This is a genomic window from Micromonospora salmantinae (genome assembly GCF_022230905.1).
GTDB classification, from domain to species: domain Bacteria; phylum Actinomycetota; class Actinomycetes; order Mycobacteriales; family Micromonosporaceae; genus Micromonospora; species Micromonospora salmantinae.
Genome location: NZ_JAKKFG010000012.1, coordinates 189,682 through 209,480, shown reverse-complemented (window position 1 = coordinate 209,480; position 19,799 = coordinate 189,682). Strand labels below are relative to the sequence as shown.

Below are 19,799 nucleotides of genomic sequence, written 5' to 3'. Positions count from 1 at the left end.
CCGCCCGGGAACTTTCCCACCCGACCCCGAGGGCAGCGGGTCAGCCGGCCACGGCGAGGGCGAGCGGGAGCACGTCGGTCGCGCCGGCCCGGCGCAGGGCCCGGGCCACCAGCGTCATCGTCCAGCCCGAGTCGATCAGGTCGTCGACGAGGAGCACCGGGCCGTCCAGCCCGGCCAGGGCGTCGGCCAGGTCGGTGGGCACGGTGAAGGCGTCGTGCAGAGCGCGTACCCGTTGGGCGCTGTTGCCGCGCGGCCCGGCCGGGCCGTCGGGGCCCGCCGCGGTGACCTCGCCGAGCAGCGGCAGCCGGCCCACTGTGGCGATCCGCTCGGCGATCGAGCCGAGCAGCCGGGGCCGCCGACGGGAACCGACAGCGACCACCGCCACCGGCCGGCGGGGCCACGGGTCGTCGCCGTGCGCCCACGCCTTCAGCACCTCCACGACCGCGCCGGCGACGTCGTCGGGCAGCGGCGCGTCCGGCGCTTCCGGGCCGACGAGAGAGCGCAGCCGCCCGCCCCAACCCAGGTCGGAGAGGCGCCCGACGGCCCGGCCCGGCAGCGCCTGGTCCGCGGGGGCGATCCGGCCCTTGAGGGGTACGCCCACCGCGTCGAGCCCCGTCGGCCAGAGCTTCTTCGGCGCGATCTCCACGCCGGGTCGGCCGAGGAAGGTCTGCGCGGCGGCGAGCGCGGCAGTCGACACGTCGGCGGCGAAGAGGGGCTCGGCGCACCTGTCGCATCGGCCGCAGTCGACCGCCTCGGTGTCGTCCAGGCGTTCCCGTAGATACCGCATCCGGCAGTCGGACGTGGTTGCGTACTCCCGCATGGCCTGTTGCTCGACGGTGCGCGCCTCGGCGACGCGGCGCAACCGGGCCTCGTCGTAGACCCACGGCTCGCCGGTGGCGAGCCAACCACCGCGCACCCGGCGGACCGCGCCGTCCACGTCGAGCACCTTGAGCATCAGCTCCAGCCGGGCCCGGCGCAGGTCGACGAGGGGTTCGAGGGCCTGGGTGGAGAGCGGGCGGTCGGTGTGCAGGGCGGCCAGCACGGCCCGGACCTGCTGCTCCGGTGGGAACGCCAGGGAGGCGAAGTAACGCCAGATCGCGGCGTCCTCGACGCCGGGCAGCAGCAGCACCTCGGCGTGCTCGACGGCGCGGCCGGCGCGGCCGACCTGCTGGTAGTACGCGATCGGCGAGGGTGGCGCGCCGAGGTGGACGACGAAGCCCAGGTCAGGCTTGTCGAAGCCCATGCCGAGGGCGCTGGTGGCGACCAGCGCCTTGATCTTGTTGTCGAGCAGGTCCTGTTCGGCGGCACGCCGGTCGGCGTCGTCGGACTGCCCGCTGTACGAGGCGACCTGGTAGCCCCGGGAGCGCAGGAACTCGGCAGTCTCCCCCGCTGCCGCCACGGTCAGCGTGTAGACGATGCCCGAGCCGGGCAGCTGATCCAGGTGGTCGGCGAGCCAGGCCAACCGGTGCGCCGGGCTGGGCAGGTCGAGCACCCCGAGGCGCAGTGACTCGCGGTCCAGGGTGCCGCGCAGGATGAGGGCGTCGCCCAGCTGCTCGGCGACGTCCTGGGTGACCCGGGCGTTGGCGGTGGCGGTGGTCGCCAGCACCGGGGTGCGCTCGGGCAGCTCGGCGAGGAACGTCCGCAGCCGCCGGTAGTCCGGCCGGAAGTCGTGCCCCCAGTCGGAGACGCAGTGCGCCTCGTCGACCACCAGCAGGCCGGTGGTCGCTGCCAACTTCGGCAGGACGCCGTCGCGGAAATCCGGGTTGTTGAGCCGTTCCGGGCTGATCAGCAGCACGTCCACAGCGCCGGTCTGGATCTCGGCGGTGATCTCGTCCCACTCGTCGAGGTTCGCCGAGTTGATCGTGCGGGCCCGGATGCCGGCCCGAGCGGCGGCCTCGACCTGGTTGCGCATCAACGCCAGCAGCGGCGAGACGATGACCGTCGGCCCGGCCTGGTGGCCCTGCTCGCGGTCCCGGAGCAGTGCGGTGGCCACGAAGTAGACGGCCGACTTGCCCCAACCGGTGCGCTGGACGCAGAGCACCCGCCGCCGGTCGACGACCAGCGCCTCGATGGCGCGCCACTGATCCTCACGCAGCCGGGCGTGGTCACCGGCCAGCCGGCGCAGCACCGCCTCGGCCCGCTCGCGTACCGCTGCCCGCTCTGCTGTCTCCACCCGGCATTTCTACCAGCGCCGTCCGTCATCCCCCTGTTGATCAAGAGGTTTGCGTCATCATTCGGCCGGATTCCGACGCAAACCTCTTGATCAACGCGGTCAGCGTGGGTCAGCGGCGTCGTGGGGGGAGTGGGGGGAGCGGGGGCGGAGGGCTCGGGTCAGGTGGGACAGGCGTGGGGCCAGGCTGGTCAGGCCACCGGGGAAGAAGTAGACGGCCAGGATGAAGACAGTGCCCAGGACGAACAGCGGCTGACTCAGCGGACGGCTGAGGACGGCCGGCAGGTTGTCCACCGCGTCGCTCGTGCCGAAGGCGGTGAGCCGGTGGTCCAGGTACATGTAGAGGACACCACCGAGCACCGGACCCCACCGGGTGCCCGGCCCGCCGAGCACCACCATGACCAGCAGCGACAGGGTCAACTCGGAGGACGTGATGTGCGGCGACGCGCCGCCGACGATCAGGACGTAGACCACCCCGCCCGCCGACGCCAACCCGCCGGCCAGTGTGAACGCCACCAGCTTGTAGCGGTACGGGTCCAACCCGAGCACGCCGATCCGCCGCTCGTCGTCGCGCAGCCCGGCGAGCACCCGACCGGTCGGTGACCCACTCACCCGGTGCACCACGAAGACCACCAGGGTCAGGTACGCCAGCGCCAACCAGTACAGGTTGACCGTGTTGGTCACCCCCACCAGCCCGGCGGGCAGCCCCGACACGTCCAGCGGCAGGCCCTCCTCGCCACCGGTGAGCCCGCCGAAGTCGCGGGCCACCAGGATCGCGCCCACCTGGGCGAAGGCCAACGTGACCATGGCGAACGCGATGCCCACCGTGCGCAGCGCCACCGCGCCGAGCAGCGCGGCGAGGATGGTGCCGCCGGTGATGGTCAGCAGCGCCGCCTGCCACAGCGGCAGACCGGCCCGGGTGATGAGGATGTCGGTGCCGTAGACACCGGCGGCGAAGTACAGCGCGTGCCCGAAGGAGAGCATCCCGGTCCGGCCGAAGAGCAGGTCGTACCCGGCCGCCAGCCCGCCGAAGATCAGGCAGATGGCGAGCAGTTGCAGGGTGCCGGGTGAGTTGACCGGCCCCTCGAAGATCCCCGGCAGGGAGATCGTCGAGTACGGCAGGATCGCCAGCACGACCAGTGCGACGAGCGGCAGGAACGGGCGTACCCGGTGCCACCGCCCCCGCTGCGGACTCAGTTCGTCGGGCACCTGTGCGCGAGGCGCGTCGATCACCGTCATGCCGTTGCCACCTTTCCGGCGATGCCCTGCGGGCGCAGCAGCAGCACCACGGCCAGCAGCCCGACCACGCAGATGTCGCCCAGCCCGGACGTGCCGTAGTAGTTGACGAACTGCTGCACCAACCCGACCACGACCGCCGCGTACGCGGAGCCGACCACCGAGCCCATCCCGCCGATCACCACCACGATGAACGCGAAGATCAGCAGCGAGCCGCCCTGCCCCGGCGAGACGGTGCCGAAGTAGACCCCGCCGAGCGCGCCGGCGAGCGCGGCGGCCGCCCCGCCGATCGCGAAGACCAGCGTGAACGCCTTGCGGACGTCGATGCCCAGCGCTGTCACCATCTCCCGGTTCTCCACCCCGGCCCGGATCACCAGGCCGTACCGGGTCCAGCGCAGGAACGCCAGGATCGCGCCGAGCACCAGCACCGCCGCGATGATCAGCAGCAGGCCACCGTTGGGCACCTGCGCGCCGAAGATCCCGGTCACCTGCCGGGTCCAGTCCGGACGCGGGAACGGCCGGGCGTCCGCACCCCAGGTGGCCTGGAGCAACGCCACCCCGGCCAGCGACAGCCCGACGGTGACCAGCACCTGCTCGATGGTGCGCGAGTACAGCGGGCGGATCAGCACCAGCTCGACCAGGATCGCGACCAGCGTGCCGGCGGCCACCCCGAAGGCGACAGCGAACACGAAGCCGAACCCGTCCGGGCCGGCGCCCGGCAGGTTGCCCGCCGCCCACCAGGTGCCGTACGCGCCGACGCCGAGGAACAGCCCGTGCGCGAAGTTGAGCACGTCGGCCAGGCCGAAGACCAGGGACAGGCCGGAGGCGACCAGGAAGTACAGCGCCGCCAGGCCGAGCCCGGTCAACGCCAACAGGATCACGGTGCCCATCAGTGCTGGTCCTCCCTCGCGACTGCGGGGCCCGCAGGCTCACTCCTCGCGCTCGGCGCGGCCACCTCCGCCGAGCCGACACCGAGCAGCGACTTCGTCAACGCGGTCTCCAACAGCAACTCGCGGGCGTCGCCGGTCCAGGCCACCTTGCCGGCGGCCAGCACGACCGCGTCGCGGGCCAGTCGGCGTACGACGGCCAGGTTCTGCTCGACCAGCAGCACCGGCACCGACTCCGCGACCCGTTCCAACACCTCGGCCACCTCGGTCACCACCTTCGGCGCCAACCCCTTGGTCGGCTCGTCGACGAGCAGCAGCCGGTTGTCGTTGAGCAGCACCCGGCCGATGGCGAGCATCTGTTGCTGCCCGCCGGAGAGCGAACCGGCCCGTTGCCGTCCGCGCCGGTCCAGCTCCGGAAAGAGCGCGAAGACCTTGTCGTACGCCGGGGTGGTGCCGCGCCGCTCGGCGAGCCGCAGGTTCTCCGCGACGGTGAGCCCGGCGAACACGCAGCGGTCCTCGGGCACGTAGCCGAGCCCACCGCGGACCAGCCGGTGCGTCGGCCGGGCCAGCAGACTCTGCGCGCCCATCCGGATGGTGCCGCGGACCTCCCCGGCGGGCGGGGTGAGGCCGACGATCGCGCGCAGCGTGGTGGTCTTGCCGACGCCGTTGCGACCGAGCAGGACGGTCACGCCGGTCGGTGCGACAGTGAAGGACACCCCCTGGAGGATGTGCAGCCCGGAGATCCGGACCGACAGCTCCTCCACACTGAGAACTGGTTCCATCAGGGGTGCCTCCGTTCGCGACTGCGGGGCTCGCAAACCCGGCTCACTCCTCGCGCTCACAGCGACTCCCCCAGGTATGCCTCTTGCACCGTGGGGTTGGCCATCACCGTCTCCGGGGTGTCGCAGGCCAGCAGCGCGCCGTGGTGCATGACGGCGATGCGGTCGGCGAGTTCCAGGATGACGTCCATGTGGTGTTCGACCATCAGCACCGCGCGGCCGCTGTCGCCGGTCAACGACTTGATGACGGCGACCAGTTCCGGCACGTCCTCGGCGCTGACCCCGGCCATCGGCTCGTCCAGCAGCATCACCCGCGGTTCCCCGGCGAGCAGCAGTGCGATCTCCAGCTTGCGCTTCTCGCCGTGGGCCAGGGTGCCGGCGAGGGCCGTACCCCGGTGGGCGAGGCCGACCCGGTCGAGCGCCGCGTCGGCGGCGGCGGCGACCTCCCGGTCGGCCGCCGCCCGCCGCCACAGCGCCATCGAGCCCCCGCGGTGCGCCTGCACGGCGAGCCGGACGTTCTCCCGCACGCTCAGCGAGCCGAAGACCGAGGACGCCTGGAAGGTACGGCCCAGACCGAGGCGGGCCCGCCGGTGCGGCGGAAGCGCCCCGATGTCCTGCCCGTCCAGAACGATCCGGCCCTCGGTGGCCCGGCGCAGGCCGGTGATCAGGTTGAACAGTGAGGTCTTACCGGCGCCGTTCGGCCCGATGACGCCCAGGAACTCCCCGGGTGCCAGATCGAGGTAGACGCTGTCGACGATGGCGACCTCACCGATCCGCCAGGTCAGACCGCGGGTGGCGAGCATGGTCAGCCCTTCATGGCCACGGCCGGCGGCGCGGTCTCGTCACCGGTGAGGCTCTTCTGCGCGGTAGCGGTGAACGCGGTGCCGCTGCCGGTCAGCTTGGCCTGGAACATCGGCTGGAGCAGCGCGTGGTCGGCGGCCCGGATGGTCATCTTGCCCTTGACCCCGTCGAAGCTCCAGCCCTCCAGGGCGGTGACCATCTTGTCGACGTCGTCCCCACCCTCCTGCGCGGCCCGGACCACCATCTGCGCGGCGGCGAAGCCGTCCGGGTGGAACAGGTCGGTGGTGTTGACCTTGGCCTTCAGCGCCTTGCTGGCCTCGGTGTCGCTGGCACCGTCGAAGTAGTGCGACAGGAAGGAGATCTTCGCGCCGGCAGCACCGAAGGTCGGCCACGAGGCGCGGATGTCCAGGCCGGTGACGACAGTGGTGGACGAGAGGACGCCCTGCTGGTCGAGGGTCTGCCACATGGCCGGGGCGGTGGTGCCCGCCCACGCCACGAAGAGCAGGTCCGGCTTGGCGGCCTTGATCTGGCTGGCGAACGGGGTGAACTCGGTGGCACTGGCCGGGGCCCGGACGCTGCTCACCGTCGCGCCCGCACTGCCGATGACGGCCTTGACGGCGGCCTCGTTGGCGTCACCGAACGCGCCGTCCTGGGCGAAGACCACCACCTTCTTGCCGGTGGGGTCTCCGATGAACGACTTGGCGGTCACCACATCCTGGTACGACTGCCGACCGGAGCGGAAGGTGTACTTGTTCGCGCCGGTCACCGCGTCCGTGGCAGCCGGGCCGGAGATGAACAGCACCTTGTTCTGCGCAGCGATCGGCGCAACCTGGAGCGCCACACCGGAGGCGGTGGAGCCGGCGATGATCTTCGTGCCCTTACCGATCAGGTCCTTCGCCGCGGAGACCGCCTTGGCCGGGTCGCCAGCGTCGTCGACCTCGGTCAGCTCGATCGTCCGGTCACCGACCTTGCCGGTGCCCTTGGTGGCGAAGTCCAGCCCCGCCTTGAACCCCTCGATGTACTGCTTTCCGTAGCTGGCCAGGGCTCCCGACTGGGAGTACACCAGGCCGACCTTGACCGGCGCGGCACTGTCGCCGCCGCCGGTGGCGGTGTCCTGCGGGCTGCCACAGGCCGTGGCGGCCAGCGCCGCGGCCATCATCGTGGCGGCGGAGAGGAACGCCCGCCGCGTCGTCCGGACCGTCATTGCGACTCCACATGAGGACTCAGAGGGAGAGAACTTCTTCGTGACGGCTCACGCTAGAAGTGACGTCACCCACGAGCTATGTGGCGGAAACACACAAGTAACAGGAATGAGGTGGCCGGAGGTTACAACGGGCCGCACTACCAGCCGGGAGCCCACGCTCTCGATGGCCCGAACCCCCACGGGCCACCCCAGCCGTGTGTCGCCCCGCGCCATTCGCCCGGTTCGGTCAGGGCCACCCCTTCAAGATCGAATGTGATCTTGCGGACGCGGGCCGCCCGAACGTGCCGCTGGCCCGTCGTCCGGGTGACGGACGACGGGCCAGCGTGTGGGCCGGGCGTGGTCGGCCCGGTGGTCGGCTCGGAGCGGATCAGCTCCGGGCCGAGTGTGGGTCAGCGGCCGGCGAGTGCGGCGACGGCAGTGTCCGGGTGGTCGCTGAAGACACCGTCGAGGCCCAGGCCGAGGAAGAGTTCGTACTCGGCGGTGATGTCGCCGCGCGCGTTCGGGTCGGCGCCGATCCGGAAGTCCACCGGGAGGAACTGGTTCTCGGCGCGGAACGTCCAGGAGTGCACGAGCAGGTGCTCCCGGTGCGCGTCGCGCACCACTGTGGTCGGGGCGAGCAGGGCGCCGGCGGCGTTCCGGGGGACGATCAGGTTCTTGTTCGCGCCGATGCCGTCGGCGTACCCGGCGATCCACTTCAGGCCGGCCGGCGTGACCAGATCCTGGTAGGTGCGGGCGTCACCGGCGACGGTGAAGTCGTACGGGCGGCCGGTCGCGTCGAGCAGTTGGACCAGCTTCACGTCGGTCAGGCGGCTCAGGCGACGCAGGTTGGCCGTCTCGAACGACTGGATGAAGACCGGCGAGTTCTTCCGGTCCAGCTTGTTCTGCCGCAGCACCCGCAGCAGCGGCTCCTCCAACGGCAGTTTGATCGAGGCGAAGTAGCTCGGGTGCTTGGTCTCCGGGTAGATGCCGATGGTGCGGCCCCGTGCCCGCCCCTCGGTCCGGGCCAGGTCGATGACCTCCTGGAGGGTGGGCACCTCGAAGCGGCCGTCGAAGGCGGTGTTCGCCACGCGTACCTGCGGCAGCCGCTCCTTGGCCCGCAGCGTCTTCAGCTCGGCGAGGGTGAAGTCCTCGGTGAACCAACCGGTCACCGCGACACCGTCGATGGTCTTCGTCGCCTTGCGGGCCGTGAACTCCGGGCGGGCCGACACGTCGGTGGTGCCGGAGATCTCGTTCTCGTGCCGGGCGACCAGCACGCCGTCGGAGGTGGAGACCAGGTCCGGCTCGATGTAGTCGGCACCCATCCGGATCGCCAACCGGTACGCCTCGAGGGTGTGCTCCGGCCGGTAGCCGCTGGCGCCACGGTGACCGATCACGATTGGTCGGTCGTTGGCCCGGGAGCGGTCCGCGTTGGCCGTTGGTTCGGCCGCGGCCATGGTCGGCAGGGCCACGGCGGCGGCGAGCAGAGCGCTGGCCACGCCGAGGGTCGAGAGGGTACGTCGCAACGCCGTCTCCTGTCATCGATGGTCCGGGTAAGCAGACCGCCCGTGATTTGCCGGGAGTTGGTCGATGGCTGGCCGGCAGATGAATCTCCGGAATGCCCGTTCCCACTCCAGGCGGGCGGGCGGACAGGAAGATTGTCTGGTGCGCCGGTTTTTCCGCAATCCCGTGCGGCTGGTGCCGTTCGCGTTCCTGGTGCCGATCCTGCTCGGCACCCTGTTGCTCATGGCGCGCTGGGCGACCGCCGAACACGTACGCCCACCCGTGGTCACCGCGCTCTTCACCGCCACCTCGGCCGTGTCGGTCACCGGCATGGCCATCACCGACACGCCGAACTACTGGTCCGGCCCGGGACTGGTGGTGATCACCCTGCTCACCCAGCTCGGGGGGCTCGGCATCCTCACCGTCGCGGCGTTGGTCATCCTGGTGGTCTCCAGCCAGCTCGGGCTGCGCAACCGGTTGCTGGTGCAGGCCGAGACGGCGGAGTTCGGCATCGGTGACGTGGGCCGGTTGCTCCGCCGGATCGCACTGACCGTCTTCGCCTGCGAGGCCGTGATGACAGTGCTGGTCGCCGGTCGGCTCTGGCTGGCCTACGACTACCCGTTCGGGCAGGCCCTCTGGTCGGGTGCCTTCCACGCCGTGCAGGGGTTCAACAACGGTGGCTTCGCGCTCTACACCGACGGCCTGCTGGCCTTCAGCCGTGACCCGTGGGTGTCGCTGCCCCTGGCGATCGGCGCGATCATCGGCGGGCTCGGGTTTCCCGCGCTGTTCGAGGCGGTCCGCGAGTGGCGTCAGCCGGCGCACTGGGCGGTGGCGACGAAGTTGACCATCTGGGGCAGCGTGGTGTTGCTGCTGGTCGGCTTCGCTGGTCTGCTCGCCGCCGAGTGGACCAACGCGAGCACGATCGGCCAGTACGACGTACCCGGGAAGATCCTCGCGTCGTTCACCCAGATCGCGCTGAGCCGCACCGGCGGCTACAGCGTCCTGGACATCGCCGCTCTTCAGGAGGAGAGCTATCCCCTGCTGATCGTGCTGATGTTCATCGGCGGCGGCAGCGCCAGCACGGCCGGTGGCATCAAGGTCTCCACGTTCTTCCTGCTGGCGTTCACCATCTGGGCGGAGTTGCGGGGTGAGCCCGACGTGACGATCGGACATCGGAGGGTGGCCACCGCGAGCCAGCGGCAGGCGGTCACCGTGGCGCTGCTCAGCGTCGCGCTGGTGACGGCCGGAACGATGCTGTTGCTGCTGCTCACCGAGGGCGTCCGCTTCGTCGCGGCCCTTTTCGAGATCACCTCGGCGTTCAGCACCACCGGTCTGACCATCGGTCTGGCCGCCGACCTGCCGCCCGGCGGCCAACTGGTGCTGACCGTGCTGATGTTCATCGGCCGCGTCGGGACGCTCACCCTGGGGTCGGCGATCGCCCTGAACACCCGACGCCGGCTCTACCGCTACCCCCAGGAGCAACCCATTGTCGGCTAGTGCGTGTTTCGGAAGTGTCGGCCGGCCCGCACGTCGGAGACACGCCAGTGGAAGCAGGGAGGGCCGAGGTGTCGGCTAGACGGGCGGACAGCGGCGGCATCGTGGTGATCGGGCTGGGTCGATTCGGTTGCCACCTGGCCGGGGCGCTGACCCGGATGGACCGCGAGGTGCTGGCCATCGACCGCAGCCCGGCGAAGGTGCAGCGTTGGTCGGCGCAGCTCGACCGGGTGGTTCAGGCCGACGCGACCGAGGAGGGGGCGCTGCGGCAGCTCGGCATCACCAGTTTCGGGCGGGCGGTGGTGGCCATCGGGGCCTCGGTGGAGGCGAGCGTGCTCACCGTGTTGGCGCTGGTCGAGCTGGGTGTGCCCCAGATCTGGGCGCGGGCCACCTCACAGAAGCACGCCAAGATCCTGTCGTCGGTGGGCGCGCACCACGTGATCTTCCCGGAGGCGGAGACCGGGGACCGGGTCGCGCACCTGATCGTCAGCCGGTTGCTCGACTTCATCGAGTTCGACGACGACTTCGCCATCGCCACCGTCCGGGTGCCGGAGTCCCTGGTCGGGCGCACCCTGCTCGACCTGAAACCGGAGGAGCGCTTCGGGGTACGCGTGGTCGGCGCCAAGCTGCCGGGCGAACGCTTCCGGTACACCGCCGACGACACCACGCTTCCCCAGGGCGGGGTGCTCATCGTCGAGGGTGGGATCGACCAGGTGCAGCGATTCGCGGGGATGCGCTGACCTGCGCAGCAGGGCAAGATCGATCGGGGCCGTCGGACCAACTGGTCCGACGGCCCCAACGCACGGGCGACGCGGTGTGGCCTGCTCACTTCCGGTGACCACGCGGCCCCTTGGTCACCTTTCCGCTTTTCCCGGACCACCACCGGCGGCCTTCGCGGGCTTCGCCGGGGCCTTCGCAGGCTTCGGCGGCTTGGCCTTCGACGCGCCGCCGCCCGAACCGGAGCCGCTGGGCACCTTCGCTGCCTTGGGCGGAGCCTTCGTCGTGGCGGCCTTGGTCGGCGGGGCAGTGGACGGCGCGCTGCCGGCGACGCCGGACACCCGAACCCCACAGGTCGCCTCGCCGAGCCGGAACTCCACAGGCAACGGGTTCGCCCCGCTGTACTTACCCGTGAGGGTCACCTTCTCGGCCGCACCGGGGGCCAGCGTGGTGCGCTGGGCCGCCGGTCGGATCAGCACAGTGCTCCCCTGCTGGTGCACCGGCGCGGGCTCCGCCTTCGTCACCTTCTGCTGCCCGGGGAAGGTGAAGCTCATCGCCCAGTCCCGCAGCTCACGGCCACCGGTGTTGGTCAGAGTCAGCTCGGCGGCGAACTCGGTGCCGGAGTCGGTGCGCAAGGCGTACGCCACCTCGCAGGGCGCCGCCGCCGGCAGACCCATCCGAGCCTCGGTCGTCGGCCGGTCCCCGCCGCTGGCCGGGCTGCGCGACGTGAACCCCCACATCGCCCCGGTGACCGCGATCAGCCCGACGGCGGCCACTCCGGCCTCCACCCGCCGACGCCGGGTCACCCGCTGCCGCGTCCGACGGTCCCGGTTGCGGGTCCGCGACAGCGGCAACGCGTCGGTCGCCGCCGACCAGGGCAGGATCGTGGTACGCGCACTGCCGAGCATGGCCGCGTCCAGCGGCCCGGCGGCCGGGGAGACCGGCACCGCCGCGAGCATGCCGGCCGCCTCGGCGAGCGTCCGGGTCAGCTCGGCGGTGGCCGGCCGGTCGGCGGGCCGCTTGGCCAGGCAACGCCCGACCAGCTCGGCCACTCCGTCGGGCAGCCCCGGGACGGTGGGCATCGGCTCCGGGTCGTTGTACATGTGGGCGCGCAGCATCTGGGTGGTAGTGCTGGCCTGCCACGGCAGTCGGCCGGTGAGCATCCGGTAGAGCAGCAGCCCAACGGCGTACACGTCGGTGGCCGGGGAGACCTGGCCGTTGTCCAGCCGCTCCGGTGCGAGGTACGCGGGCGTGCCCAACAGCGTGCCGTCCGGGCCCTTCTCGCTCTCCCCGACGAGCGCGGAGATGCCGAAGTCGACCACCTTGACCCCGGTCGAGGTGAGCATGACGTTGCCCGGGGTGACGTCGCGGTGCACCACCCCGCGAGCGTGCGCGGTGGCCAGCGCCGAGCTGACCTCGGCGCCGATGGTCACCGCCTCCCGCCACGGCAGTTGGCTCTCCCGGCCCAACCGGCTGGCCAGCGAAGCGCCGTCGACCAGCTCCATCACCACGTACGGAACTGTCAGACCGACCTGCTCGGACTCGCCGTAGTCGTACACGTTGGTGATGTTGGGGTGGCAGAGCCGCGCGGCGGCCTGCGCCTCGATCCGGATGCGGTGGCGGAAGGCCCGGTCGCTGGCCAGCCGGGACGCCAACACCTTCACCGCGACCTGGCGGCCGAGCACCTCGTCGTAACCACGCCAGACCACCGACATGCCGCCCGCGCCGAGCTGCTCGATCAGCCGGTACCGCTCATCGAGCAGCTGCGCGCCGTTTCGGTCCCCACCACCCATGGTGAGCGATGTTGCCCAGGAACGGCCCGCCTACACCTGGAGTATCGGAATCGGTCAGGATTGTCACCCGATCAGGCGGTGGCCAGCAGTTGGTCCACCGGGGCGTAGTCGTCGGTCAACACCATCGCCTCGCCGACGAAGTCCGTCAGCGCCGCACCGGACAGCAGGCTGACCTTCGGGTCCACCTCGGTCAGCCGGGCCCGGACGGCTTCCAGCGGCAACGGCGCGTCGGAGCCGACGATGAGGAAGTTGGAGCCCTGCTCCTGGGCGAGCGCTTCCGGCGGCGCGATCAACGCGACGTGCCCGAACTCGGCGGCCACCGTGGCCAACTCGGCGCGGATGAACCGCAGCGGCGGGTAGTCGATGACGTTCTGCACGTACACGCCGCCGGGGCGGGTCACCCGCCGGACGTCGGCGGCCATCTCCCGGGTGGCCAGGTGCCAGGGCACCACCAGGTGCCCGAACGCGTCGCCGACCACCAGATCGCGGCTGTCGGTCGGCTCGCCGGCAACCAGCATCCGGGCGTCACCCACCACCGCCCGCAGGTCCGGCCCCGTCCGTACTCCCAGCTCCTGCTCACCCAGCTCGACCAGCCCGCCGTCGATCTCGAACACCAGGTTGTCGGTGCCCGGTCGGGTCGCGGTCAGGTACCGCGGCACGGTGAACCCACCGCCGCCCAGGTGTAGCGCGTCCAGGCGCTGACCGGCCGGCGCGGTGACGTCGCCGACCGCGCCGATCCACTTCGTGTACGCGTACTCCAGGTGTTTCGGGTCGGCGAGGTCCACGTACGAGTGCTGGGCGGAGTTGAGCAGCAGCGTCCGCCCGCTGGGCCGGGAGGGGTCCGCGGTGACCCGGGCGCAGTGGTACGCCGTCTCGATGTCGCACGGGTTGGGCGCCACGGTGGTAAGCCCCGCCCCGGCCAGGCCGAGCACGGCCAGCGCGGCCCGGGCTCGGGCCGGACCGGGCAGCTCGGTGGGTTCCTGCCGGCGCAGGTACCAGCCGAGGCCGATGCCGACCAGCCCGAGCGCGAGCGACAGGGCCAGCAGGATGACGGTGCTGCGCAGCGCGGCGACCAGCACGAACCCGGTCAGCAGGGTTGCGGTGATGCCGCCGAGGGTGCCGATCCCGGAGAGTCGACCGACCACCTGGCCGGTGCGGCGCAGGTCGGCGAGCTGAAGTTTCACGACCAGCGGGGTGACAGCGGCCAGCAGCGCGGCCGGCACGAACACCGCCAACGCGACAAGCAGCAGGATGCCGCTGGCCGCACCACCGCGCAGCACCTCACCGGCGTACCGGACCACAGGCAGGGTGACAGCGGTGGCGATGCCGGCCAGCACCAACGCCGGCGCCAGCAGGCCCCGCGGGTTGCGCCGGTCGGCCAGCCAACCGCCGGACCACGCCCCGTACGCGATCGCGGCAAGCGCGATGCCGATCACCGAGCTGGTCACCTGAAGGGTCACCCCTACGTACGGGCCGACCAGGCGCAGCGCGACGGTCTCCAGCACCAGCACGGCGCCGCTGGAGAAGAAGACCAGGAAGGCGGCCAGGCCGTTGGGCAGCGCCCGGCCGGTGACCGGCACGGGCGGGGCCGGGGGTGCCGGCAGGGCCGCTACGTCGGACGGTGGGGAGCTCATCGTCGCGATGGTACGCAGCGAAGCTGGTGCTTCGGGTCAGTACATCGAGAGATGAACATGGTTCGTGTGCGACGCCGCCGGAGAGCCGCTTCCACTGTACGAGCGCCAACCGGTGCCGGGATGCCAGATCTGCCGGTACCAGATCACGTAGAGCACGCCCAGCCGGTCGGCGTTGCGCACGTGCCAGGCGGCCAGGCTGTCCCCGTACGCCTTGTCGCCGCCGGTCGCGTTCTTGTCCTCGAAGCCGTTCGTGGCGGCCGAGAAGTCGCAGGCCCGGCCCTTCGGGTGCTCGCCGCCGCCACCGCTGCGCTTGCAGGAGACGTGCCGCTTGTAGCCGGCCGCCTGGGTCTGCTTGAGCGCGTTGAGGGTGCGCGGGGTGATGCACCCGGAGGTGGTCGGGTCCTTCACCGAGCAGGACTCCGACGGCCAGGACCCGTCGGAGTTGCGCGGCGCCGGCTTCGCCGAGGCGGAGCTGCCACCGCTGAAACCGTTGCTGCCGCCGGAGCTGACCTCGGCGAGCGCCTCCTCGGCTTCTTTCTTCTTCTTCGCCATCACGGCGAGTTGCTTCTGCTGCTCGCGGACCTCGGCGTCGATGGCGACCTTGGCCTGCTGCGCCTGCTGCCGGGCTTCGGTGAGGTCACGCAGCCGCTTGCTGTCCCGCTGGGCCATCAGGTCGAGGTCACCCGCGCGTTGCAGGAACGCCTCCGGCGTGGCGGTGTTGAGCAGCATCGACACCGCGCTCAGCCGACCCACCCGGTACGACTGGGCGGCCACCTCGCCCACCTGGCTGCTGAGCCCGACCAGCCGACCCTCCAGCGTCGTCAGCTCGCCGGTCAGCGCCGTCTGGCGACGCTTGGAGTTGTCCAGCTTGGCCTTGGCCTCGATGTGGCCCTTGGCGGTCAGCTCCAGCGCGTCCTGCAACTTCTTGCTGCCGCCCTCGCCAGGCTCCGCGTACGCGGGCACGGCGGCACCGCCGAGCACCAGCGCGACGGCGGCGAGCACGGCGAACAGAGCGCGGCGACCGAGCCGCGGGCTGAGCCTGGTCCTGGGCACGAAAGCGTCCTTCCGTCGACCGCCGGCCCCCGATGAACACTGCACGGCGGCGCCGGTCGGCGGCCTGCTGGCGGAGACCGCCGGTCACGATACCGGATCGTGGGCCGGTGACCAGCCCGCCGACCCTCGGGCTGTCCCGATGTCGACGGAGCGTCCCGACGTGGTCGCGCAGCGCGCGGATCAGGTGCTGAGGAGCGCGTCGCGCACCTCGGCCCAGACCTGCTCGTTGGCCGCGACGAGCAGACCGCGGCCGTCGTCGGCGGGGTGGTAGTCGACGCCGTCGAACCGGCGGGCGACACCCCCGGCGGCACGGACCAGCACGGCGCCCGGGGCGTGGTCCCAGGGCAGGGTGCGCCAGAAGAGGGCGAACTGTTGCTCGCCGGTGAGGATGTCCAGGTACTCCCGACCGGCGCAGTGCAGGCCGGGCAGCAGCTCACCGAGCCGCCGGCCCCCGGCGCGCACCCGGTCGCGGGTCTCCGGCGGCAGGAACCGGGTCATCGCCGCGCCGCGCAGCTCGCCGAGCGGCGGCACCGGGCCGGCGCCGTCCACCGGTCGACCGTTGAGCAGTGTGCTCTCGTCCGCCGAGCCGGCGGCGAGAGTGCCGGCGAGCGGGTCCAGGATCCAGCCGGCCGTCGGCCGCCCGTCGGTCAGCAGCGACACCATCAGGGCGAACGGCCGGCGACCGGCGGCGAAGTTGGCGGTCCCGTCGACCGGGTCGACCAGCCAGACGTCCCCGCTGTCGCGGAGGTGCCGCAGCAACCCCGGATCGTCGGCGACACCCTCCTCGCCGACCACCGTCGAGCCCGGCCGCAGCCGGCGCAGCCCCGCCGAGAGCAACTCCTCGGCCCGGCGGTCGGCGACGGTGACCACCTCGCCGGGCGCCTTCTCCGACACGTCAGCGTCGTCGAGCTTGCGGAACAGTGGCAGCACGACCTGGTCGGCGGCCTCCCAGAGCAGGCCGCCGACGTCGTCCAGCAGGGTGTCAGCCACGCGGCGGCAGCTTGACCACGCTGACGAAGAACTCGTCGATCTGACGGACCACCGAGATGAAGCGCTCGAAGTCCACCGGCTTGGTCACGTAGGCGTTGGCGTGCAGCTGGTAGCTGCGCAGAATGTCCTCGTCGGCCTGCGAGGTGGTGAGCACCACCACCGGGATCCGGCGCAGGTTCTCGTCTTTCTTAATCTCTTCCAGCACCTCCCGGCCGTCGCGCCGGGGCAGGTTGAGGTCGAGCAGGATCAGGTCGGGCGCCACCGCGTCGGCGTACTGACCCTCCTGGCGCAGGTAGGCGAGCGCCTCGGCCCCGTCGGAGACGACGGTCAGCCGGTTACGCAGCTTGTGTTCCTCGAACGCCTCCTGGGTCATCAGCACGTCACCCGGGTCGTCCTCGACGAGCAGGACCTCGATCGGGCTCTTGCCATCCGCCGGCGCGGTCATCCCACCGTCTCCCTCATGTCACCCGTTCTACCGCTTTCCAGCGTCTCGTCGGCCCGGTCCGGCTGGTCCGGCCCGTCGGCCTGCTCCGTCGGCTCTGCCGGGGCCTCGGGCGAGGGCGTCGCGTCGCCCACGGTCGAGGCGTTCGGCTCCTCAGCGGAATCGGCGGCGGCAGCCGCCGCGACGTCCTCGGGAAGTGCCGGCAGGGTGAACCGGATCGCGGTGCCCTCCGGCACGTCGGTGTCCACCCAGACGCGGCCGCCGTGGTACTCGACGATCTTCTTGACGATCGCCAACCCGATGCCGGTGCCCGGGTACGCGTCCTTCGAGTGCAGCCGCTGGAAGATCACGAAGATCTTGTCGGCGAACTCCGGCTCGATCCCGATGCCGTTGTCCTGGCAGGTGATCTCCCACTCGGCGCCCACCAACCGGGCCGAGACGTGCACCTTCGACGGCACGTCCGGGCGGCGGAACTTGATCGAGTTGCTGACCAGGTTGGCCAGCAGATTGGTCAGCAGCGGTTCCTCACCCGAGATCACCGGCAGCTCGGTCCAGGTCAACTCGGCGTCCGCGTACTGCCTGGCGGCCTCGGTCTGGCCGGCCACGTCGCCCATCACCTTGTTGAGGTCGACCTCGACGAAGCCGGTGGTGAGCCGCCCGATCCGGGAGAACGCGAGCAGGTCGTTGATCAGGCGCTGCATCCGTTGCGCGCCGTCCACAGCGAACGCGATGTACTGGTCGGCCCGCTCGTCGAGCTGCCCCGCGTAACGGCGCTGGAGCAGCTGGCAGAAGCTGGCGACCTTACGCAGCGGCTCCTGCAGGTCGTGCGAGGCCACGTACGCGAACTGCTCCAGGTCACGGTTGGACCGGGTCAGCTCCTCGGCCTGCTTCTGGAGCTGACTGTTCACCCACTCGATGCGCTCGCGGGCGGCCCGGACCTCGGCCAGGTCGGCGGCGATCTTCTGCCGCATCGCGTCCACGTCCTCGCCGAGTTGGATGAACTCCGGCGGGCCGACGGTGGCGATGCGGTGCTGGTAGTCGCCCTCGGCGACCTCGCGGACCTGGGTGGCGAGGCCGGTCAGCGGCCGGACCACCATCCGATCCAGCGAGAGCAGCAGCACCGCACCGGCCACGACCACCACCAGGGCGGCCACGATCAGCAGGACGACCAGCACGTTGCTGCTGGTACGCACGTTGGTGGCGGTCTGCTCCCGGGCGGCCAGGACCTCCTCCTGGAGGTCGTTCACCGCCAAGCGCACCTCGTCGAACTGTTGCCGGGCCGCTTCGGTGACCAACGCCTGGCCGGCGGTGGTGCCGCTCTGCTCGGTGGTGGTGATCACCGGCTCCGCAACCGACTGTCGCCACTGCGCGACACGCTCCTCGACGGTCCGCAGCTCCTGGCTGATCCCTGGATAGTCGTCGAGCAGCGTCCGCATCGAGGCGGTGACGCTCTGCTCCTGGGCGAGCCCTTCCCGGTAGGGGTTCAGGTCGTCCTGGTCGCCGCTGACCGCGTACCCGCGGATCGCCGTCTCCTGGTCGAGCAGCGCGTTGAGCAGTTCCTGGGACTGTACCCGCAACGGGCCGGTCTCGTTCAGCACCGCGTCGATCTGGGTGCGGTTGCGGGCGGCCATCGCCGCTTCCGCGCTGGCCAGCCCGATCAACAGGAAGCCCACGACGGTGAGCAGGGTGATGACCCGGCGGCGCAGACTCCAGCCGCCGACCACCGGCTTCACCGGCCACCACCCCGGCTGACCAGCAGCATGGCCACGTCGTCGGAGAGCGGGCCACCGTTGAGCCGCTCGGCCCGCCCGACCAGCCAGGCCGGCAGCTCCGGCAGCGACACCGAACGGTTGTCCGGCTCGTCCAGCAAGCCGCTGAGGCCCGGCACGTCGAGCCGTTCGTCGCCGGCACCCACCCGCCCCTCGATCAGGCCGTCGGTGTACATCAGCAGGGACCAGTCATCGGTGTCGAACTCCAGGTCGTAGGCGATCGGCCGGCGAGGTCGTACGCCCAGCAGCCGGCCGCCGGGCGCGGGCACCGGGGCGACCCGGCCGCCGGAGAGCAGCAACGGCGGTGGATGCCCGGCCAGCCGGACGGTGGCCCGGTTGGCGTCCAGGTCAAGTCGGACGGTGGCCACCGTCGCGAAGATCTCCTGTAGGCGGCGCTCACTCATCAGCACCTGCTCCAGCGCGGGCAGCACCTCGTCGTCCGGCACTCCGGCGAGCACCAGTGCGCGCCAGGCCACCCGCAGCTCGACCCCCAGCGCGGCCTCGTCCACCCCGTGCCCACAGACGTCGCCGACGATCAGGTTGAGGCGGTCCGGGTGGGTCTGCACCACGTCGAAGAAGTCTCCGCCGATCAACGCGGCGTGCCGGCCCGGCCGGTAGAAGGTGTGCACCGAGACCTGGTCGGTCGTCATCAGCGGTTGGGGCAGCAGGCCGCGTTCGAGTCGGGCCGACTCGGCCTGGCGCAGCTCGACCTCGCGCAACCGGCGGGCGTTCTCGTCGGCGCGCTTACGCTCCACTGCGTAGCGCAGCGCCCGGGTCAGCAGCACCCCGTCGACCTGGCCCTTGACCAGGTAGTCCTGGGCACCCTCGGCGACCGCCACGACGCCCAGGTGCTCGTCCGTGCGGCCGGTCAGCACGCACACCGCGGCACCACTGGACATCTCCAACACCTGGCGCAGCCCGTCCAGCCCCTGCGCGTCGGGCAGGCCCAGGTCGAGAAGGACGCAGTCGACGTCGTTGATCCGCTGCCGCGCCTCCCGGAGGCTGGTGGCGACCAGCAGGTCGATCATCGAGTTCGTCTCGGCGAGCAGCTCACCGACCAGGAAGGCGTCGCCCTCGTCGTCCTCCACCAGCAGCACCCGTAACCGCTCACCCGGCGGCAGGTTGGCGTGCCGCGCCAGGCCACCGTGCGGGTACGGCACAACTGGGGAACCGGCCAAGCCGGCCCCCCGGTGCGGCCGGGTCACCGCCGCGAGACGCGGGAGTTCGCTGGTGATGTCGGGCTCCTTCCGAGTGCCCTGCTGATCCTGTATTAGACAACGGTCGCACACAACACGATGCCTGCGGCGCGGGCGGGGATGGGGCGCATCACTGCTCGGCCGTGGACAAACCG

16 protein-coding genes are annotated in these 19,799 nt (G+C 71.4%); 2 read left to right on the top strand and 14 right to left on the bottom strand.

Going from position 1 to position 19,799, the window contains the following annotated elements; translation table 11 throughout:
• Positions 1-40: 40 nt before the first annotated feature.
• From PSH03_RS11495 to PSH03_RS11465, 7 genes are all read right to left on the bottom strand, one after another.
• A complete protein-coding gene (locus PSH03_RS11495) occupies positions 41-2,173 on the bottom strand; it encodes a DEAD/DEAH box helicase (RefSeq protein WP_238689103.1) in 2,133 nt (710 codons plus the stop codon).
• A 99-nt stretch (positions 2,174-2,272) separates the two neighbouring features.
• A complete protein-coding gene (locus tag PSH03_RS11490) occupies positions 2,273-3,409 on the bottom strand; it encodes a branched-chain amino acid ABC transporter permease (RefSeq protein ID WP_238689102.1) in 1,137 nt (378 codons plus the stop codon).
• Entirely contained in the window at positions 3,406-4,296 is an 891-nt protein-coding gene (locus PSH03_RS11485; RefSeq protein WP_091402581.1) for a branched-chain amino acid ABC transporter permease, read from the bottom strand. Before PSH03_RS11485 ends, PSH03_RS11490 begins: the two co-directional genes overlap by 4 nt.
• Entirely contained in the window at positions 4,296-5,075 is a 780-nt protein-coding gene (locus tag PSH03_RS11480) for an ABC transporter ATP-binding protein (protein ID WP_210785509.1), read from the bottom strand. Before PSH03_RS11480 ends, PSH03_RS11485 begins: the two co-directional genes overlap by 1 nt.
• Positions 5,076-5,131: 56 nt before the next feature.
• Positions 5,132-5,875 carry an ABC transporter ATP-binding protein gene (locus PSH03_RS11475; protein ID WP_112584733.1) on the bottom strand — a complete coding sequence of 248 codons (744 nt, stop codon included), beginning with the start codon at positions 5,873-5,875 and terminating at the stop codon, positions 5,132-5,134.
• A 2-nt stretch (positions 5,876-5,877) separates the two neighbouring features.
• A complete protein-coding gene (locus PSH03_RS11470) occupies positions 5,878-7,077 on the bottom strand; it encodes a substrate-binding domain-containing protein (protein WP_238689101.1) in 1,200 nt (399 codons plus the stop codon).
• A gap of 389 nt (positions 7,078-7,466) precedes the next feature.
• Complete coding sequence (locus PSH03_RS11465) at positions 7,467-8,579, bottom strand: glycerophosphodiester phosphodiesterase (protein ID WP_238689100.1); 1,113 nt, start codon at positions 8,577-8,579, stop codon at positions 7,467-7,469.
• A gap of 139 nt (positions 8,580-8,718) precedes the next feature.
• Between PSH03_RS11465 and PSH03_RS11460 the strand changes: the two genes are divergently transcribed.
• Positions 8,719-10,053, top strand: a complete 1,335-nt coding sequence (locus tag PSH03_RS11460; RefSeq protein ID WP_238689099.1) for a TrkH family potassium uptake protein — start codon at positions 8,719-8,721, stop codon at positions 10,051-10,053.
• A gap of 68 nt (positions 10,054-10,121) precedes the next feature.
• On the top strand, positions 10,122-10,790 hold the full coding sequence (locus PSH03_RS11455; protein ID WP_210785513.1) for a potassium channel family protein: 669 nt from the start codon (positions 10,122-10,124) through the stop codon (positions 10,788-10,790).
• 114 nt (positions 10,791-10,904) lie between these two features.
• Here PSH03_RS11455 and PSH03_RS11450 read toward each other — a convergent pair whose 3' ends face one another.
• The 7 genes from PSH03_RS11450 to PSH03_RS11420 all read right to left on the bottom strand — a co-directional run bounded on the left by PSH03_RS11450 (position 10,905) and on the right by PSH03_RS11420 (position 19,608).
• On the bottom strand, positions 10,905-12,560 hold the full coding sequence (locus PSH03_RS11450) for a serine/threonine-protein kinase (protein WP_238689097.1): 1,656 nt from the start codon (positions 12,558-12,560) through the stop codon (positions 10,905-10,907).
• Positions 12,561-12,631: 71 nt separating this feature from the next.
• On the bottom strand, positions 12,632-14,194 hold the full coding sequence (locus PSH03_RS11445) for a fused MFS/spermidine synthase (protein ID WP_238689096.1): 1,563 nt from the start codon (positions 14,192-14,194) through the stop codon (positions 12,632-12,634).
• Between the two features lie 36 nt (positions 14,195-14,230).
• A complete protein-coding gene (locus PSH03_RS11440; RefSeq protein ID WP_210785515.1) occupies positions 14,231-15,247 on the bottom strand; it encodes a coiled-coil domain-containing protein in 1,017 nt (338 codons plus the stop codon).
• A 180-nt stretch (positions 15,248-15,427) separates the two neighbouring features.
• Positions 15,428-16,237, bottom strand: a complete 810-nt coding sequence (locus tag PSH03_RS11435) for an inositol monophosphatase family protein (protein WP_238689095.1) — start codon at positions 16,235-16,237, stop codon at positions 15,428-15,430.
• Positions 16,230-16,682, bottom strand: coding sequence for a response regulator (locus tag PSH03_RS11430; protein WP_196929407.1), 453 nt, complete (start codon positions 16,680-16,682; stop codon positions 16,230-16,232). The genes PSH03_RS11435 and PSH03_RS11430 overlap by 8 nt, the downstream gene beginning before the upstream one ends.
• Positions 16,679-18,412: a sensor histidine kinase gene (locus tag PSH03_RS11425; protein ID WP_238689094.1), complete on the bottom strand. Its 1,734-nt coding sequence runs from the start codon at positions 18,410-18,412 to the stop codon at positions 16,679-16,681. The genes PSH03_RS11430 and PSH03_RS11425 overlap by 4 nt, the downstream gene beginning before the upstream one ends.
• Positions 18,409-19,608, bottom strand: a complete 1,200-nt coding sequence (locus tag PSH03_RS11420) for a PP2C family protein-serine/threonine phosphatase (RefSeq protein ID WP_210785535.1) — start codon at positions 19,606-19,608, stop codon at positions 18,409-18,411. Before PSH03_RS11420 ends, PSH03_RS11425 begins: the two co-directional genes overlap by 4 nt.
• Positions 19,609-19,799 lie beyond the last annotated feature (191 nt).

Bases quoted from the DNA above. Each gene is read 5' to 3' on its own strand.
- PSH03_RS11445 (WP_238689096.1), bottom strand. From the start codon at position 14,194: ATGAGCTCCCCACCGTCCGACGTAGCGGCCCTGCCGGCACCCCCGGCC.
- PSH03_RS11475 (WP_112584733.1), bottom strand. From the start codon at position 5,875: ATGCTCGCCACCCGCGGTCTGACCTGGCGGATCGGTGAGGTCGCCATC.
- PSH03_RS11430 (WP_196929407.1), bottom strand. From the start codon at position 16,682: ATGACCGCGCCGGCGGATGGCAAGAGCCCGATCGAGGTCCTGCTCGTC.
- PSH03_RS11470 (WP_238689101.1), bottom strand. From the start codon at position 7,077: ATGACGGTCCGGACGACGCGGCGGGCGTTCCTCTCCGCCGCCACGATG.
- PSH03_RS11480 (WP_210785509.1), bottom strand. From the start codon at position 5,075: ATGGAACCAGTTCTCAGTGTGGAGGAGCTGTCGGTCCGGATCTCCGGG.
- PSH03_RS11490 (WP_238689102.1), bottom strand. From the start codon at position 3,409: ATGACGGTGATCGACGCGCCTCGCGCACAGGTGCCCGACGAACTGAGT.
- PSH03_RS11450 (WP_238689097.1), bottom strand. From the start codon at position 12,560: ATGGGTGGTGGGGACCGAAACGGCGCGCAGCTGCTCGATGAGCGGTAC.
- PSH03_RS11485 (WP_091402581.1), bottom strand. From the start codon at position 4,296: ATGGGCACCGTGATCCTGTTGGCGTTGACCGGGCTCGGCCTGGCGGCG.